This window comes from Empedobacter sp. ULE_I140, from assembly GCF_053482575.1.
Window position 1 is genome coordinate 709,731 of the sequence record NZ_JBQMTX010000001.1, and the last position, 18,014, is coordinate 727,744.

Genomic DNA, 18,014 nt, shown 5'->3' on the forward strand with positions numbered 1-18,014 from the left:
CCATCAAAATTATAATGAAAATGAAATTTTATTCGATCATACTTTGTCTATTGACTTCTGTTCTTTTTGGACAATTTCAGGATATAATTCCTCCAAAGAATATCAAGACGGTTCAAATTTTTAATCCGCAAACAAACGATAATACACCCATTATCAAGTTAGGTTCTAGCGAAAGATTAATTTTTCTTTTTGATGATATCAACGCAGGTTATAAGCGTTATCAATATTCTATTGAACATAGAAATGCAGATTGGTCTGAATCGAATATTTTTCAAACCGAATTTCTAAATGGTGTTAATGCTGATTATGCGCGAACATATAAAAATTCATTCAATACGTATCAAAAATATACCAATTATCAAATTCAATTTCCGAATGAGCAAATGAATGTAAAATTGCCTGGAAATTATGTGTTGAAAGTGTATTTAGAAAATGATTCGAATCCAGTTTTCACGAAACGTTTTGCCGTTTATCAACCAATTGCGGATGTTGGCGTGATGGTTTCTCGTTACAATAATCCAACAATAAAAGAATTGAATCAGCGTTTGCAAGTTCAAGTTTCGAGCGGAACACAAAATTTGACTGAAGTTCCTGACGGCGCAAAATTATTTTTGATGAAAAATAACAATTGGAACGAAGGTTATTTTGTCAATCAACCATCTTTTTCTCGTCCAAATCAGTTAACATATAATGATACCAATATTTTGTTTGATGGTGGTGCAGAATACAATTGGTTTGATAATAAAAATCTAGAAGTTCCGAGTTTGACAACAGAAAAAACATTCAGAAAAGATAGTGTTTACCATACTGTTTTGCGTGCAGATATTCCGAAGTATAATTTACCATACGATGATTATCCAGACATTAATGGAAATTTTTATATCCGAAATAACCGTTATGGAAACGAATATGCAGCAAATTCTGAAGCAGATTATTCATGGGTTTATTTTGCCTTAGATGCTTTCGAAGATCAAAATGGATTATACGTTCCGTATGTTGTAGGTGCTTTTAATAATTGGGAAATTGATGAAAATTCGAAATTAGAAAAAGACGATGCAGGATTTTGGGTAACCGAATTATTCTTGAAACAAGGTTATTACAATTATCAATATGTCGTAAAAAATACCAAAACAGGCAAAATCGATCCAAGTTATGTGAGCGGAAGTTTTTGGCAAACCGAAAATCAATATCAAGCATTGTTTTACTATCGCCCTTGGGGACAACGATACGATGTGTTGATGGGATATGGAACTGGAAATTCGAGGAGATAAGTAGCTTAACTTCTCAAAATTTTTTCCATTATTTTTCCTTTGGCTAATTCATCGATTAATTTGTCTAAATATCGAATTTTTTGCATCAATGGATTTTCAATTTCTTCCACACGATAACCGCAAATCACACCTTTTATTTTAGTTGCATTTGGATTAAACTTTGGTGCATTTTCAAAAAAATCATGAAAGTTAGTTTTCTTCGTTAAAATTTCTTCCAAATCTTTTTCAGTATAACCTGTTAACCAAAAAATAATTTGATCAACTTCCGTTTTTGTTCGGTTTTTCTTTTCTGCTTTTGTGATGTAATGCGGATAAACACTTGCAAAAGACATTTCGATTACACGCTGAAAATTTTTATCATTCATTTTTTAAGAATATTATAGAGGATAAATTTCGACAATTAATTTGATAAAATCTCACTATTTTCATCGATTGTGATTTATAGATTTTGAGTTAAATTTGAGTATGAAATTTTTATTTAGATTTTTAATACTGTTTACGATAATTAGTTTGGTTGGATGTACTTCTGAAACCAAAAAATCACCAATTGATTTTTATTATTGGCGAAGTAATTATTCGGTGAATGAAACAGAGAAAAAAGCGGTTGATTCACTAAAAGTGGAAAATATTTATGTTCGTTTTTTTGATGTGGATAAAAAGTTGAATAAAATTTCTCCAGTTGGAATTATTCAGAATTTTGATGCAACGAAGCTCAATGTCAATTATATTCCGACGGTTTTTATTACCAATCAAACTTTTCTGAATACATCAAAAGATCAAATCAAAATTTTAGCAAAAGATGTGTATAATTTTTTGAGTGAAACGGCTGAAAGAGGAAATCTAAAAAGTTTCAATGAAATTCAGATAGATTGTGATTGGACGAAATCTACGCGCGAAAATTATTTTATGTTTTTGTCGGAATTGAAACATATTTCGGGCAAAAAACTTTCGGCAACTTTGCGTTTGCATCAAGTCAAATTTAAAGACAAAGAAGGAGTTCCGCCTTTGGATAAAATGGTTTTGATGTGTTATGCAACCGAAAATCCAACTGATCAATCTGAAAATAATTCGATTTTAGATTTGAAAATAGCAAAAGATTATTTAAAAAACTTGAACGATTATCCAATCAAATTAGATGTTGCTTTGCCAATTTATTCGTGGGCAATTTTGACAAATCATCAAGGAAAAATAAAATTAATCAATTCTTTTTCGGAGCAAGATTTGATAGGAAAACCTGTAAAGAAAATCAGAAATGGATTTTATGAAGTGGAAGATGATTTTTTTGTACGAAATTTTTATGTGAGCAAAGGTTTTACAATAAAAGTTGAAATGATTTCTCCTGAATTATTAATTGAAACAAAATCATTTATCGATACAAAATTATCTTACAATTATCGCTTGATTTATTATCATTTAGACTCAAAATTTTTGAAAACAATACCAACACAATTATGAAAAAAATAGTACTTACTTTATGCTTAACTTTTGGTTTAACCAAAGTATTTGCGTGTGCTGATGGAGGTGGAGAAGATTATTATTACTACAATCTTTTTTCGCAAACTTTAAGCGAAGCGCCTCAATATCAGCCATTTTTGATGACGTTGGATAATCCATATTATACGATGGATGCAAATCAAAAGAATGAGAATATTTTGGATTGGCAAAAAACGTTAGGAATTAGCTATCAGCAAGCGTTTGAGTTGGTTTTTAAAGTATCGAAACAAGAAATTGATTTGATGGTAAAGAATGGAAAATCGTCCAATACGAACTATAATTTTGCGACAACAGATTGGGTAAAAAAGAATAAGCAAAGTTTACTTTACTTGTCGTATGCCAAGTATTTAGAGCCTTATATGGCTTTTTATTATATCGATAATGGTGAATGGTCGTATGTAGATCGTCCAGAAAAAAATGTCAATAATCTAAACTATAGAAAAGTTCTTGAGGTTCTAAAGAAAAGTTGGAATGCAGAAACGGACAAAGAATTAAAAGTTCGTTACGGTTATCAATTGGTGCGTTTTGCGCATTATTTCCACGAATATAAAGACGCTATCAATTATTTTAATATGTATGTGGCGTCGCAAGGACTCAAAAATTCGATGTATTATTATGCGTTAGATCAAAAAGGTGGAGCGGAGCGTGCACTTGGAAATTATATTCAGGCGAATTATGACTTTTTCGAAGTTTTTTCTCATTCGAATGATCGAAAAATGAGTGCTTATCAATCGATGCGCGTGACAGAAGATTTGAATTATGAGAAAATGTTAGCCAATGCCAAAACGATTCAAGAAAAAAATGATTTGTATTTATTGATTGGTTATAATGATTTTTCGAATCCGTTAGCTCCTGCGAAAAAAATTATTGCGAATGATGTAAATGCGCCACAAGCGAGAATTTTATTTGCACGTTCTATTAATTTAATTGAACGCGAATATTTGCAACAAAATCCTGAAGATTATTATTGGAATTCTTCTCAAGAACGAAAAAAATATACAGATTTATATTTACCTGTAAAAACAAATGGCAATTATTACAGTAACCCCGAAGATTCAAAAGATGAAGTTCAGATTAATGAATTGATTGCTCTGGCAAAATCACAAGCGATAAAAGCTGACGACAAAGAATATTGGAAATTATCGGTGGCATATTTGAATTTATTGAACAAAAATTTTGCGGAAACAAAAACGTATTTAACCAAAGTAAATTCAACTTCGAAAGAATTTCAACAACAGAAAAAAGTGATTGAAATTTTATTAGAAATTTTCGAACAAAAGAAAATTACAGATAGTTTTGAGAATCAATTGATGCAAAAATATGCGTCGATTTTGAATTATGAATATCCAAAATTACCAGAAGATGTCTATGGTTATTCGGATGAAGATGATCAAAAAATGAACTTGAAAAATGTGATTTTAGATGTTTTAGCAAATCGATATTTTTTGCAAGGTGACAAAGGAAAAGCATTTTTGATTCATAATGAAATTACACAATTAGGTTCAAATCCAGATTGGGCGATTATCAATGATTTAGATAAATTGGATAAAAAATCGAATAAAACAGCTTTCGAAAAATATTTGATTAATGCAAAAGTAAAATCGAGTTCATGGGATTGGAGAACAAAAAAATCAAAAGAAATTCAGTTTAAATTATCAGATTATTTAGCCGATTTCAAAGGAACATTGTATTTAGGCGAAATGAAATTTGATTTGGCGAAAAAAGAATTTGAGAAGATTGATCAAAAATATCACACGTCAGAAAGTGCTTATTTTGTTTATGATTACGATTATACAACAGAAAAAGAAAGCAAAACTTGGGTAGAAAATCAGTTTGATGGTTATCATAATATTCCGAATAAAATCTTTGGATATAATAAGATTGAATGTTTTAATTGTGACGAAAATCAAGTGATCGCAACTCCTTATTTGAATGAATTTAAATTTATCAAACCAAAAATGTCAAAATTAGAATTGACAAATGCGATGATTGAATTGAATAAAATAGCAAAGAAGAATACCGAAGAAGCTGCAAAAGCGAATTATTTGTTGGGGAATTTCTTTTACAATACGACGACTTTAGGCTATTATCGTTATTTGTTGACATTTGATCGAAACAATGATAATGGACCAAAATTTAATAATTATGGTGATCAATATGAAGCGACAAGCAACTTCTTTTACAAAAGTTTCGGTTGGGGTGGAAACTACGTAGATAATTTTACGCCGTCAGAAAATTATTTGAAAAAAGCTTTTGATTCGACAAAAGACAAAGAAATGAAAGCGCAAATTTTATTTGCATTGTCTAAGAATGAACAAGGAAGATTTTATAATGCAAAAGATCCTGTGTTGAAACGTTTGTACGAAAATCAATATGACAACGAAGATAAAATTTTAGCGTTTAAAGTGGCAAATTATCGTTCTAATTTTAAAAATTTGAAACAATATTCGGACACGAAAACATATCAAGAAATAAAATCAAATTGTAAATATTTCGATTATTACACAAATAACTTTTAATAATTAAAACGCTTCTAATTTTAGGAGCGTTTTTTGTGATGTGATTTTTGACTAAAATAGATTATTATGAAATGTTTTGTAACTCAAGAACCAATTAATCGCTACGAAGCTGTAAAAGGAAAAGAAATTCAGCAAGAGATTTTTAAATTGATTGAGCAAGATTATCCAGCAATTACCGAAGAAGATTATGTTTCGATAAAAATATTGAATAAATATCGTCGTCAATTTTTTGCAAATTTGATTTCGCAAGAAAAAGGTGAAATGGAAAAATTGGATCAAGATGTAGTAGAAGCAATTCGTGATAATTCTATTCTTTCCGAAAATATAAAAGAAAATACATCAAAGCCATTGACAACAGGCGATAGAATCGCAGATAAAGTAGCGTCTTTTGGAGGAAGTTGGACATTTATTATTTCGTTTTTTATTTTCTTATTGGTTTGGATGTTTCTTAATTTTTGGATGTTGCACAACAAAGGTTTTGATCCCTATCCATTTATTTTACTCAATTTGATTTTGTCTTGTTTAGCAGCAATACAAGCTCCAATTATTATGATGAGTCAAAATCGTCAAGAAGATAAAGACCGTGATAGAGCCGAACATGATTATAAAATTAACTTGAAAGCTGAATTGGAAATAAAATTATTAAGCGAAAAAATAGATCATTTATTGGTTCATCAGAATAAGAAATTATTAGAAATACAGGAAATGCAAATCCAATATTTAGAGAATATCGAAAATCAAATTCTTCATACAAAAGATAAAAAAGAAAATAAAAAGGAAGAATAATGGATGATTTTATGTTTAAAGTGGTAAAAGACTTAATTATCTGAACTGAAACATTTCCATTTATTTTTCTTAAATTTGAACTTTGAAAAGTATAAACAAACAAAATAATCAAAATGTCAAAATCATTTGCTCAAATTCCTCACGCTGTTAACGAAGAGGTAAAATCATATGCTCCTGGAACACCAGAGCGTGCGCAATTATTAGACGCTTACAAAAAAATGTTTAACGAGGTAACTGAAGTTCCTCAATACATTGGTTCTGAAGAAATTTTTTCAGGAAATAAAAAAGAAATTCGTCCTCCACATGACCACCAAAAAGTTGTTGGTTATTTCCACGAAGGAACACAAGATGATGTAAGAAAAGCGATTGATACAGCTTTAGCTGCAAAAGAAGCTTGGGTTGCAATGCCTTGGGAAGATAGAGCGGCAATTTTCTTGAAAGCTGCAGATTTGATTGCTGGTCCTTACCGTGCAAAAATAAATGCTGCAACAATGATTGGTCAATCTAAAAATGCAATGCAAGCAGAAATTGATTCAGCTTGTGAGTTGATTGACTTTTTACGTTTCAATGTACAATACATGACAGAAATTTATGCAGATCAACCAATTTCTTCTCCTGGAATTTGGAATCGTGTAGATTATCGTCCATTAGAAGGGTTTACTTTTGCAATTACACCTTTCAACTTTACTGCAATTGCTGGTAACTTACCATCTTGTATGGCTTTGATGGGGAACGTTGTAGTTTGGAAACCTTCTGATAAACAAACTTTAGCTGCTAAAGTAACAATGGAAGTGTTCAAAAAAGCTGGATTACCAGACGGGGTAATCAACATGATCTTAACTGATGGAGCAGAAACTGCAAAAACAGTTTTAGAACATAAAGATTTTGCAGGTTTACACTTCACAGGTTCTACAAAAGTTTTCAATACTTTATGGAAACAAATTGGAGATAACATTAATAATTACAGAACTTATCCACGTATCGTAGGAGAAACAGGAGGAAAAGATTTTGTAATGGTTCACAAATCAGCTTGTCCAACAGAAGTTGCTGTAGCATTGGTTCGTGGAGCATTCGAGTACCAAGGACAAAAATGTTCTGCTGCTTCTCGTGCTTATATTCCATCTAACTTATGGAACGAAGTTGAGAAACAAATGAAAGAAATGTTAGCAACTGTTACATTAGGATCTCCAGAGGATTTCTCTAATTTCATGACAGCAGTTATCGATAAAAACTCTTTCGAAAAATCTAAAGCATATATCGATCGTGCACAAGCATCTTCTGAAGCTGAAGTTGTAATAGGTGGTACTTATGATGATTCAGTTGGATATTTTGTTCAACCAACAGTTATCAAAGCAACGAATCCTAAATATGAATCAATGGTAGAAGAAATCTTCGGACCTGTATTATCAGTTTATGTTTATGATGAAAATGAATTTGAAGCAACTTTAAAATTAGTTGACGAAACTTCTGCTTACGCATTAACAGGATCAATCTTCGCGAAAGATCGTGCTGCTGTAGAATTAGCTGCTAAAGCATTGAAAAATGCTTGTGGAAATTTCTACATCAACGATAAACCAACAGGTGCAGTTGTAGGTCAACAACCATTTGGTGGAGCGCGTGCTTCTGGTACAAATGATAAAGCAGGTTCTGCAATGAACTTGTTACGTTGGACTTCTGTTCAAACAATCAAAGAAACATTTGTTCCTGCAAAAGATTACAAATACCCATTCTTAGAAAAATAATATTTTCGAGATACAAAATTAGAATAAGCCTTACATTTGTAGGGCTTATTTTTTTGGTATGAATGATAATTCGGAAAAAGCAATCAAAGCTTCAATTTTTAGTATTGTAGGAAACGCTTCTTTGGCTGGAATTAAGTTTTTGGCTGGTTATTTTGGGAATTCTTACGCACTTATTGCAGATGCAATCGAGTCTTCGGCAGATGTTTTTTCTTCTATATTTGTTTTCTTTGGACTAAAGTATTCTGCAAAACCTGCAGATGAAAATCATCCTTATGGACACGGAAAAGCAGAAGCGTTAATCACATTTTTAGTGGTTACTTTCCTTATTGTTTCTGCGATTATCATTGCAAAAGAAAGTATTAACAATATTATTACACCACATCATCAGCCCAAACCATTTACCTTATTAGTTCTTGGAGGAATTATTTTATTCAAAGAATTATCGTTTCAGTATGTAATGCGAAAAAGTGTTGAAACCAATAGTTCTTCTCTAAAAGCAGATGCTTGGCATCATCGTTCGGACGCAATTACATCGTTAATGGCGTTTATCGGAATTTCGATTTCATTGGTAATGGGACCAGGTTGGGAGGCAGCAGATGATGTTGCAGCACTTTTTGCATCAAGTTTTATTTTATATAATGCGTACAAAATCCTTCGACCTGCGTTGGGAGAAATTATGGATGAGCAATTGTACGAAAATGAAATTGAACAAATTAGAGAAATCGCTTCGCATGTTCCGGGTGTTATGGCGACTGAAAAATGTAATGTGCGTAAGAATGGAATGAATTATTATGTCGATTTACATGCAATAGTCGATGGAACGATTTCGGTGGTGGAAGGACATAAAATTAGTCATGATCTGAAAGATGCTGTACAAGCTAAAATGCCACAAGTAAAAGATGTATTAGTGCATATAGAGCCTACTTTTGTCTCGGTTCGAGAATATTTTCGAACAAATCACATCGAAGATAAAAGAGTGGAGGAGTAAAAATAAATTATATTAAACCCGTTGTGCATTTTGATTAATAAAGAATAAAGTTGTTCATTTGATTGAAAATCAGTAAATTGTTTTAATTACAAAACATTTACAATGAACAACTTACTTGCAAATTACGAAAGAATATTGGAAGTTCTTCGAAAAATATCAACAGATACACTTTTAATTTATCAACGTAGAAGACCTAAACTTTTTGATTTAGAACTCATCAGTCTTGTCTTAACAGCTGAATTTATGGGTATTGATAGTGAAAATCATTTATTTCGAAATCTTCCTAATGCGTTAAGTTGTAAAATTGAGCGTAGTATTTACAATCGTAGAAAACGTAGATTATCAGAGCAAATTAATAGTATTCGCCTCAAATTAGCGAAAGAATTTAATGAATTTGAAAATTGTTTCATAGTTGATAGTATGCCGTTGGAAGTGTGTAAAATAGCAAGAATTAATCGCTCGAAAATTTGCAAAGAACATCAGTATAGTGCACCAAATAGAGGTTTTTGTGCTTCTCAGCAAATGTCTTTTTATGGCTATAAACTTCATGCTATTTGTTCTTTAAATGGTGTTTTCCAGAGTATTGATATCAGTCCCGCATCTGTTCATGACATTCATTTTTTGAAAGATGTTAAAACTCAAATGTATGATTGTTTGCTACTTGGGGACAAAGGTTATTTGTCGCAAACAATTCAAATTGACTTATTTAATGAAGCTAATATTCGATTAGAAACACCGAAAAGATCCAATCAAAAAGAGTATAAACCTCAGTTTTGTCCATTCAAAAAGTATCGAAAAAGAATTGAAACGTTATTTTCTCAACTATGTGATCAGTTTATGATTAGACGAAATTATGCAAAGACTTTCGAAGGGTTTAAAACCAGAATTTTAGCTAAAATTACTGCTCTTACTGTGGTTCAGTACATTAATAAAACATACTTTAATCGAAATATTAATAATCTAAAAACCCAAATTATTTAAAATGCACAACGGGTTATATTAAATAAAAAAAGAGAAGCAATTGCTTCTCTTTTTGATCTTTTAGTTGGTTAATAAAAAATCATAATATATATAAAAGGTCGATTTTAGAATAATTTGAAACCAATACCAGTACTGATTAACCAAGGATTAAGATCTACATCTGCTGGTACATAAACTTGTTTGTCTAAAGCTGCACCAACTGTAACGTCTGTGTTTAAGTATAATTTTTTAACATCTACGTTCCAGTATAATTTATCATTGATTTTGTAATCAAATCCTAATTGAAATCCGAAACCTACATTGTTTTTGTAATCTACACTAGTTACGGCTGCGTTTCTCCCTTTTCCTTGCCCTTGATCATAGAAGATTGTATAATTAATTCCAGCACCAACATAAGGTTTTAGGTTTTTGGTTGGATACAAATGATATTGTACATTAAGAGTTGGAGGTAACAGCATTACTCGTCCCAAATCTAAATTTCCTAATGCAGTATTTACCGCTACAACTTCGTGTTTAGATGTTCCTAAGATTAATTCGGCCGCGATATTTTTTGTAATATAATAGGTAAAGTCAATTTCTGGAATAAGATTGTTTGTAACTGCTACATTTCCACCTATTGCTTCTATTTTAGCATCTTCCATAGGAACTACACCAGTTGCTCTTACACGCATATGTAATTCACTAGCCTCTTGTCCAAATGAAATTGCTGATGCAAAGATTGCTCCTAATATTAATAGTCCTTTTTTCATAATGTTTATTTTATTTTTCGAAACAAAACTCGGATTAATTCATCTGAATTAAAATGTCAAATATCATTTCCGAAAATGACTTTAAACATTTGTTTTTTTTAAGGATATTATTAACTTAAACACGCTGATAGTCAATTATTTTTAATGAGTAAAAATAATCGTAAAAGAAAAACTTTTCACTTAATAGAAATTTATTACTTTTGGAGGAAAGTCATAAAAAAACAAAAAAACTCAAAAAAATGGATTTCTTAGAAAATGAAAATTTATCATTAATCGCGCAATCGGCAAGAGATTTTGCAAAACAATACATTCAACCGAATATAATGGAGTGGGATGAAGCTCAAACTTTTCCAGTTGAAGTTTTCAAAGAACTTGGAAAAATGGGATTCATGGGAATCGTTGTTCCAGAAGAATATGGAGGAAGTGGTTTGTCATATGATGAATATGTATCAATTGTAGATGAAATTTCACAAGTTGATCCTTCTATTGGTTTGTCTGTAGCGGCACATAATTCACTTTGTACAAATCATATTTTAGAATTCGGAAACGAAGAACAAAAACAACGTTGGTTACCAAAATTAGCAACAGCAGAATGGATTGGTGCTTGGGGATTAACAGAGCACAACACAGGATCTGATGCTGGAGGAATGTCTACAACAGCTGTAAAAGATGGTGATGAATGGGTGATTAATGGAGCAAAAAACTTTATTACACATGCAATTTCTGGTGATGTTGCGGTTGTGATGACAAGAACAGGAGAGAAAGGAGCTAAAAATAACGCGACAGCTTTTGTAATAGAAAAAGGAACGCCAGGTTTTACATCGGGTAAAAAAGAAAATAAATTAGGAATGCGTGCTTCGGAAACGGCAGAGTTAATCTTCGATAACGTACGTGTTTCGGATGCAAATCGTTTAGGAAATGTTGGTGATGGTTTCAAGCAAGCACTTAAGATTTTAGATGGTGGTCGTATCTCGATCGCAGCTTTATCTTTAGGAATTGCGAAAGGAGCTTATAAAGCAGCATTGAAATATGCACAAGAGCGTCATCAATTTGGAACTGCAATTGCAAATTTCCAAGCAATTAACTTTAAATTGGCTGAAATGATTACAGAAATCGAAGCTTCAGAATTATTAATTCGTAAAGCGTCTTATTTAAAAAATCATAAAAAACCAATGACGACAGAAGGTGCAATGGCAAAATATTATGCATCGGAAGCCTGTGTTAAAATCTCGAATGAAGCAGTACAAATATTTGGTGGATACGGATATACAAAAGATTTCCCAGTAGAGAAATTCTACCGTGATTCTAAGTTGTGTACAATCGGTGAAGGAACAACTGAGATCCAAAAATTAGTGATTGGAAGAAATATTTTGAAAGATTAATACAAAACGATTTGTTTAATTACTAAAGAGTTGTATATTTGCCATCTCAAAAAGAAATAGATAAAATTATGTTGATTATACCAGTAAAAGACGGAGAGTCAATCGAAAGAGCTCTAAAAAAATACAAAAGAAAATTTGATAAAACAGGTGTTGTACGTCAGTTAAGAGCACGTCAACAATTTACAAAACCTTCTGTTACAAATAGAATTAAGATGAGTAGAGCAATCTACAAACAAGCCTTAATCGAAAAGGAGGAAGCATAAATTGGCGTTTTAAACGATATAAAGAAATTAATTTCTGTTGACCTATTTATTAAAGTTGTAACTTTGATGAATAGGTTTTTTTATGGAATTTATTCAACTATTCTTAGATTATTTAGCGCTAGAGAAGAAATATTCTACGCTAACAATTACCAGCTACAAAAGAGATTTGGACGATTTTGTTGAGTTCTATCAACAAGAAGAAAATTCGTCGGAAATACAACTTGCAACAAAAAATCATATTCGTGCATTTGTGATGCATTTATCAGAATTAGAAAAGTCTGAGAAAACAGTTAATCGCAAATTAAGCGCTTTACGAACGTTTTATAAATATTTGGTCAAAGAAAATCATCTTTCCATTAATCCAATCGAGCAAATTCATTCACTTAAACAAAATAAACAAGTTTTAGTACCTTTTACAGAAGCAGAATTGAATGATTTGTTGAATAATGATGAATTTTTCCCTGACACATTCGAAGGTTTACGTGATCGATTAATGATTGATGTAATGTATCAAACAGGAATTCGACGTGCCGAATTAATTGGTTTGAAAGAAAATGATATCGATCCGAATACACTTTCTATAAAAGTTCTTGGAAAAAGAAATAAAGAACGCATAATTCCTATTTCTACCTTTCTGTTAGAGGATTTGGCGAATTATAACACTAGAAAACATAACGAAATTACTTTACAATGTACGAATGTTTTTGTAACAGAAAAAGGAAAACCTTTGTACGATAATCTTGTTTATTCGAAAGTAAAATACTATCTTAGTCTTATAAGTGTAAAACATAAAAAAAGTCCTCATATGTTGAGGCATTCATTTGCGACTCATATGTTAGATTCAGGAGCAGATCTGAATGCAGTAAAAGATATTTTAGGGCATTCAAGTTTGTCATCGACTCAAATTTATACACATGGGAGTATAGAAAATTTAAAAAAAGTGTTTAACAAAGCTCACCCGCGTGAGAACAAAAAAGAGTAATTATGACAATTAACTTTCAAGCAGTAAACTTCAATACTAAACCAGGTTTAGAGGAGTATTTAGAGAAAAAATTAGAAAAATTAGAAACTTTGTCAGACAAAATCATTGCAGCGAATGTTTCTTTTAAATTAGAGAATACTGCAGAAAAAAATAACAAGACAGTTGATATTAAGTTAGAAGTACCAGGAGATGATATTGTTGTAAGTAAAACAGGACAATCTTTTGAAGAATGTATTGATTTAGCGGTAGATACATTAAAAAAATTAATTATCAGAAAAAAAGAAAAAATTAGCGAAAGATAAAAAATAGGGAATTGACTAAAAAAAGAACCTAAAAATTTGGTTAATTCAAAAAACAACGTAAATTTGCAGTCCGTTAAACAAACATATTTAACGGACTGTTCTTTTAAATAACGCTTTTAAAAACAAAAATGCCGATGTAGCTCAGCTGGCTAGAGCAGCTGATTTGTAATCAGCAGGTCGTGGGTTCGAGTCCCTCTATCGGCTCAAGGTTTTTAGAAGAACAAAAAAAATAAGGCGGGGAGATACTCAAGCGGCCAACGAGGACGGACTGTAAATCCGTTGGGTAACCTTCGCAGGTTCGAATCCTGCTCTCCCCACAAACTTAATTTTTAAAATTTTTTGTGGTTTAGGATTTAATCTTTAAATTTGCAAAGCTTTTTAGAAGTGAATGCGGGAATAGCTCAATTGGTAGAGCGTCAGCCTTCCAAGCTGAATGTTGCGGGTTCGAGTCCCGTTTCCCGCTCAAATTCTGGTTCGTCCAGTATAGTTAATCTTTTAAGTAGTTGTTGAAACTCATTTAAACCAAGGTTAACGCGAGTCAAAAATTAATATCTTTATATAAATCAAAAAGTGTACTTTTACACTTGAAAATAATTTAAAGTTATTTTTTTAATTTAAGTATAACAATAGAAATTAATAAAAAGTAAAATGGCAAAGGAAACTTTCAACCGTAATAAGCCGCACTTAAATATTGGTACTATTGGTCACGTTGACCACGGTAAAACAACTTTGACTGCAGCGATTACTAAAGTATTAGCTGATGCTGGTTATTCAGAAGCAAAAGCTTTCGATCAAATCGATAATGCTCCAGAAGAAAAAGAGCGTGGTATTACAATTAATACATCTCACGTAGAGTATGAAACTGCTAACCGTCACTACGCACACGTTGACTGTCCAGGTCACGCGGATTACGTAAAAAACATGGTTACAGGAGCTGCTCAAATGGATGGTGGTATCTTAGTAGTAGCTGCTACTGATGGTCCAATGCCTCAAACTCGTGAGCACATCTTATTATGTCGCCAAGTAAACGTTCCTCGTATCGTTGTTTTCTTAAACAAAGTTGATATGGTTGACGATGCTGAGTTATTAGAGTTAGTAGAAATGGAAGTAAGAGATTTATTATCTTCTTACGAATATGACGGAGATAACACTCCAGTTATCCAAGGATCTGCTTTAGGTGCATTAAACGGTGAGCCTCAATGGGTTGAAACTGTATTAAACTTAATGAACAATGTTGATGAGTGGATTGAGCAACCAGTTCGTGATCAAGATAAACCATTCTTAATGCCAGTAGAGGATGTATTCTCTATTACAGGTCGTGGTACTGTTGCTACAGGACGTATCGAGGCTGGTGTAATTAACTCTGGGGATCCAGTTGACATCGTTGGTATGGGAGAAGAAAAATTAACTTCTACTGTAACAGGTGTTGAAATGTTCCGTAAAATCTTAGATAGAGGTGAAGCTGGTGATAACGTAGGTTTATTATTACGTGGTGTTGATAAAACTGACATCCGTCGTGGTATGGTTATCGCAAAACAAGGATCTGTTAAACCACACAAAAAATTCAAAGCTGAGGTTTATATCTTAACTAAAGAAGAAGGTGGTCGTCACACTCCATTCCATAACCGTTACCGTCCACAGTTCTACGTACGTACAACTGACGTAACAGGGGAAATCAACTTACCAGAAGGAGTTGAGATGGTTTTACCAGGAGATAACTTAACTATTACAGTTGAATTATTACAACCAATCGCATTAAACGAAGGTTTACGTTTCGCAATCCGTGAAGGTGGACGTACAGTTGGTGCTGGTCAGGTAACTGAAATTTTAGACTAATTAGTCAAAATATAATATAGAAGATGTGGTAATCTTCAATGATTACCACTCTTTTTATCTACGGGCATAGTTCAATGGTAGAATAGCGGTCTCCAAAACCGTTGATCAGGGTTCGAATCCTTGTGCCCGTGCTAAATGAAAACGATATGAAAGTCGTACAATATTTTAAAGATTCCTTTGTAGAATTTAAAGATCATGTTACATGGCCATCATTCTCAGATCTACAAAGAGACACAATTATTGTTGCAATAGCTACAGTTTTGTTAGCTATATTTTTATATGCGGTAGATACATTATTCACACAAGTGCTTAACTTTATCTACGGCGCTTTTTAGTTTGTAAAATATCCCGTTTAGTAATTAGAATCATGAGTGAAAAGAAATGGTATGTAATCAAGACTGTAGCTGGACAAGAGCTGAAAGTTAAGGATTATATTGAAAGAGAAATTCAGTACCAAAATTTGAATGATTATGTAGGACAAATTGTTGTTCCTATGGAAAAAGTGATTCAAATCCGTAACGGTAAAAAATATCAAAAGGAAAAAGTACACTTTCCTGGTTACATCATGATAGAAGCCGAACTTGTAGGGGAAATTCCTCACATGGTAAAGAATACATCAGGTGTAATTAGCTTTTTGAGTGCAACGAAAGGAGGTGATCCTGTACCAATGAGACAATCGGAAGTTAACCGAATGTTAGGTAAAGTTGACGAATTAGCAGAAAACGTTGATACAAACTTAGGAATATCTTACATCGTAGGAGAAACTGTAAAAGTAATCGACGGACCATTCAATGGCTTCAACGGAACAGTTGAAAAAATCATTGAAGATAAACGTAAACTTGAAGTGATGGTTTTAATCTTCGGACGTAAAACACCACTAGAGTTAAGTTTTAACCAAGTTGAAAAGATTGCATAATCAATCTATCAACAAATTAAAAGTAGAAATTTAGGCTGCTTCCACATAACGCTTAATTTTAAGAATTAAAAAAATGGCAAAAAAAATTGAAAAAGTTGTAAAACTTCAAGTTAAAGGAGGACAAGCAAATCCTTCGCCACCAGTAGGGCCAGCTTTAGGTGCTGCAGGTGTTAACATCATGGAGTTTTGTAAACAATTTAATGGACGTACACAAGAAAAACAAGGTGCAGTGTTACCAGTTGTTATTACTGTGTATCAAGACAAATCATTCGATTTCGTAATTAAAACTCCACCAGCTGCTATTCAGTTAATGGAAGCTGCGAAATTGAAAAAAGCATCAGGTGTACCAAACCGTCAAAAAGTTGGTACTGTTACTTGGGATCAAGTTAGAGCTATTGCTGAAGACAAATTAGCGGACATGAACTGTTTTACTGTTGAATCTGCTATGAAAATGGTTGCTGGAACTGCACGTTCTATGGGTATAACTGTAAAAGGTGGGCAAGCTCCAGAATAATTAAAACATTTTAGGAAATGGCAAAGTTAACAAAAAGACAAAAAGAAGTATTAGCTAAAGTAGAAAAAAACAAACTTTACTCTATTGATGAAGCATCATCATTAGTAAAGGAAGTTAACTACGCTAAGTTTGATGCTTCTGTAGATATAGCAGTTCGTTTAGGTGTAGATCCTAAGAAAGCTAACCAAATGGTTCGTGGTGTAGTTTCATTACCACACGGAACAGGTAAAGATGTAAAAGTATTAGCATTAGTTACTCCAGACAAAGATGCAGAAGCTAAAGCAGCAGGTGCAGACTATGTAGGATTAGACGAATACTTACAAAAAATTAAAGAAGGTTGGACAGATGTTGACGTTATCGTTACTATGCCAGCTGTTATGGGTAAATTAGGACCATTAGGACGTGTTTTAGGACCTCGTGGATTAATGCCTAACCCAAAATCAGGTACTGTAACTTTAGAAGTAGGTAAAGCCGTTTCTGAAGTAAAAGCAGGTAAAATCGACTTCAAAGTAGATCGTTACGGAATCATCCACGCTGCAGTTGGTAAAGTATCTTTCGATGCTGATAAAATTAAAGAAAATGCGAATGAGTTAATTCAAACTTTAATTAAATTAAAACCAACAGCTGCTAAAGGAACATATGTAAAAAGCATCACGCTTTCTACAACTCAATCTGTAGGTGTATCAGTAGATCCAAAAAGTGTAAACGCTTAAAATTAGTAGATTATGGCAATGACAAAACAAGATAAAGCAAATATGATAGATGAATTGCAAGCTGTATTAGCAGAAGCAAAAATCATCTACTTAGCAGATATCGACGGATTAAACGCTGTTAATACTACTGAATTAAGAAGAGCTTGCTTCAAAAGCAATGTATCTTTACGCGTAGTAAAAAACACTTTATTAAAGAAAGCTATGGAGCAAATCGAAGACAAAAACTTCGAAGAGCTTTACGGATCTTTAAAAGGAAATACAGCATTAATGACTGCTGAAGTTGGTAATGCACCAGCTAAAGTAATCGATACTTTCAGAAAAAAATCTGAAAAACCTATTTTAAAAGGAGCTTGGATTGAAGATAATACATTCGTAGGTGATGACAAATTACCACAATTAGTAGCATTGAAATCTCGCGAAGAATTAATCGCAGACATCATCATGTTACTTCAATCTCCAATCAAAACTGTTGTTTCTCAATTAGAGAACAAAGAGGCTGCAAAAGCAGAAGAAGGAGCTTCAGAAGAATAAGACACACTCATATCAAATAAAAGTTTAAAAAACAAAAAGCATTAA

Annotated in this window: 19 protein-coding genes and 4 tRNA genes; 21 read left to right on the forward strand and 2 right to left on the reverse strand. The window is 32.4% G+C overall.

Annotated features, from left to right (window positions below; all coding sequences use genetic code 11):
• The first annotated feature begins 20 nt into the window (after positions 1–20).
• Entirely contained in the window at positions 21–1,271 is a 1,251-nt protein-coding gene (locus ACTS9J_RS03340) for a type IX secretion system plug protein (protein ID WP_448352846.1), read from the forward strand.
• A gap of 5 nt (positions 1,272–1,276) precedes the next feature.
• Here the strand turns inward: ACTS9J_RS03340 and ACTS9J_RS03345 are convergent, their stop codons facing one another.
• A complete protein-coding gene (locus ACTS9J_RS03345; protein ID WP_219033767.1) occupies positions 1,277–1,636 on the reverse strand; it encodes a DUF2200 domain-containing protein in 360 nt (119 codons plus the stop codon).
• A 100-nt stretch (positions 1,637–1,736) separates the two neighbouring features.
• On the opposite strand from ACTS9J_RS03345, the gene ACTS9J_RS03350 reads away from it, so the two are divergent.
• The 6 genes from ACTS9J_RS03350 to ACTS9J_RS03375 all read left to right on the forward strand — a co-directional run bounded on the left by ACTS9J_RS03350 (position 1,737) and on the right by ACTS9J_RS03375 (position 9,781).
• Positions 1,737–2,726, forward strand: a complete 990-nt coding sequence (locus ACTS9J_RS03350) for a hypothetical protein (RefSeq protein WP_291047725.1) — start codon at positions 1,737–1,739, stop codon at positions 2,724–2,726.
• Positions 2,723–5,284 carry a hypothetical protein gene (locus ACTS9J_RS03355; RefSeq protein WP_291047727.1) on the forward strand — a complete coding sequence of 854 codons (2,562 nt, stop codon included), beginning with the start codon at positions 2,723–2,725 and terminating at the stop codon, positions 5,282–5,284. Before ACTS9J_RS03350 ends, ACTS9J_RS03355 begins: the two co-directional genes overlap by 4 nt.
• A 66-nt stretch (positions 5,285–5,350) precedes the next feature.
• Positions 5,351–6,070 (forward strand): DUF1003 domain-containing protein, encoded by a 720-nt coding sequence (locus ACTS9J_RS03360; RefSeq protein WP_291047729.1) that lies wholly within the window; start codon positions 5,351–5,353, stop codon positions 6,068–6,070.
• 113 nt (positions 6,071–6,183) lie between these two features.
• Positions 6,184–7,812 carry an L-glutamate gamma-semialdehyde dehydrogenase gene (gene pruA / locus ACTS9J_RS03365; protein WP_313304422.1) on the forward strand — a complete coding sequence of 543 codons (1,629 nt, stop codon included), beginning with the start codon at positions 6,184–6,186 and terminating at the stop codon, positions 7,810–7,812.
• A gap of 58 nt (positions 7,813–7,870) precedes the next feature.
• The gene (locus ACTS9J_RS03370; RefSeq protein ID WP_125349438.1) at positions 7,871–8,800 is read left to right on the forward strand and encodes a cation diffusion facilitator family transporter; all 930 of its coding nucleotides are present in this window, start codon (positions 7,871–7,873) and stop codon (positions 8,798–8,800) included.
• 102 nt (positions 8,801–8,902) lie between these two features.
• Positions 8,903–9,781 (forward strand): IS982 family transposase, encoded by an 879-nt coding sequence (locus tag ACTS9J_RS03375; RefSeq protein ID WP_219034401.1) that lies wholly within the window; start codon positions 8,903–8,905, stop codon positions 9,779–9,781.
• Between the two features lie 104 nt (positions 9,782–9,885).
• Here ACTS9J_RS03375 and ACTS9J_RS03380 read toward each other — a convergent pair whose 3' ends face one another.
• A complete protein-coding gene (locus ACTS9J_RS03380) occupies positions 9,886–10,530 on the reverse strand; it encodes an OmpW/AlkL family protein (protein ID WP_125349437.1) in 645 nt (214 codons plus the stop codon).
• Between the two features lie 239 nt (positions 10,531–10,769).
• On the opposite strand from ACTS9J_RS03380, the gene ACTS9J_RS03385 reads away from it, so the two are divergent.
• The 14 genes from ACTS9J_RS03385 to rplJ all read left to right on the forward strand — a co-directional run bounded on the left by ACTS9J_RS03385 (position 10,770) and on the right by rplJ (position 17,969).
• The gene (locus tag ACTS9J_RS03385; protein WP_038331167.1) at positions 10,770–11,912 is read left to right on the forward strand and encodes an acyl-CoA dehydrogenase family protein; all 1,143 of its coding nucleotides are present in this window, start codon (positions 10,770–10,772) and stop codon (positions 11,910–11,912) included.
• Positions 11,913–11,980: 68 nt separating this feature from the next.
• Positions 11,981–12,175, forward strand: coding sequence for a 30S ribosomal protein S21 (gene rpsU / locus ACTS9J_RS03390; protein WP_038331168.1), 195 nt, complete (start codon positions 11,981–11,983; stop codon positions 12,173–12,175).
• 82 nt (positions 12,176–12,257) lie between these two features.
• Positions 12,258–13,157 carry a tyrosine-type recombinase/integrase gene (locus ACTS9J_RS03395; protein WP_448352847.1) on the forward strand — a complete coding sequence of 300 codons (900 nt, stop codon included), beginning with the start codon at positions 12,258–12,260 and terminating at the stop codon, positions 13,155–13,157.
• Positions 13,158–13,159: 2 nt separating this feature from the next.
• The gene (hpf, locus tag ACTS9J_RS03400) at positions 13,160–13,459 is read left to right on the forward strand and encodes a ribosome hibernation-promoting factor, HPF/YfiA family (protein WP_038331066.1); all 300 of its coding nucleotides are present in this window, start codon (positions 13,160–13,162) and stop codon (positions 13,457–13,459) included.
• A gap of 130 nt (positions 13,460–13,589) precedes the next feature.
• Positions 13,590–13,663: transfer RNA gene (locus ACTS9J_RS03405), tRNA-Thr, on the forward strand.
• A 32-nt stretch (positions 13,664–13,695) separates the two neighbouring features.
• A tRNA-Tyr gene (locus tag ACTS9J_RS03410) sits at positions 13,696–13,776 on the forward strand.
• A 73-nt stretch (positions 13,777–13,849) separates the two neighbouring features.
• Positions 13,850–13,922, forward strand: a tRNA-Gly gene (locus ACTS9J_RS03415).
• Between the two features lie 185 nt (positions 13,923–14,107).
• Entirely contained in the window at positions 14,108–15,295 is a 1,188-nt protein-coding gene (tuf, locus tag ACTS9J_RS03420; RefSeq protein WP_038331067.1) for an elongation factor Tu, read from the forward strand.
• A 60-nt stretch (positions 15,296–15,355) separates the two neighbouring features.
• A tRNA-Trp gene (locus tag ACTS9J_RS03425) sits at positions 15,356–15,426 on the forward strand.
• A gap of 15 nt (positions 15,427–15,441) precedes the next feature.
• On the forward strand, positions 15,442–15,630 hold the full coding sequence (secE, locus tag ACTS9J_RS03430) for a preprotein translocase subunit SecE (RefSeq protein WP_038331172.1): 189 nt from the start codon (positions 15,442–15,444) through the stop codon (positions 15,628–15,630).
• Positions 15,631–15,662: 32 nt separating this feature from the next.
• Complete coding sequence (gene nusG / locus ACTS9J_RS03435) at positions 15,663–16,211, forward strand: transcription termination/antitermination protein NusG (RefSeq protein ID WP_219033762.1); 549 nt, start codon at positions 15,663–15,665, stop codon at positions 16,209–16,211.
• A 73-nt stretch (positions 16,212–16,284) separates the two neighbouring features.
• Positions 16,285–16,725, forward strand: coding sequence for a 50S ribosomal protein L11 (gene rplK / locus ACTS9J_RS03440; protein ID WP_038331069.1), 441 nt, complete (start codon positions 16,285–16,287; stop codon positions 16,723–16,725).
• Positions 16,726–16,742: 17 nt separating this feature from the next.
• Complete coding sequence (rplA, locus tag ACTS9J_RS03445) at positions 16,743–17,438, forward strand: 50S ribosomal protein L1 (protein ID WP_448352848.1); 696 nt, start codon at positions 16,743–16,745, stop codon at positions 17,436–17,438.
• A gap of 18 nt (positions 17,439–17,456) precedes the next feature.
• On the forward strand, positions 17,457–17,969 hold the full coding sequence (gene rplJ / locus ACTS9J_RS03450; protein WP_125349460.1) for a 50S ribosomal protein L10: 513 nt from the start codon (positions 17,457–17,459) through the stop codon (positions 17,967–17,969).
• Positions 17,970–18,014 lie beyond the last annotated feature (45 nt).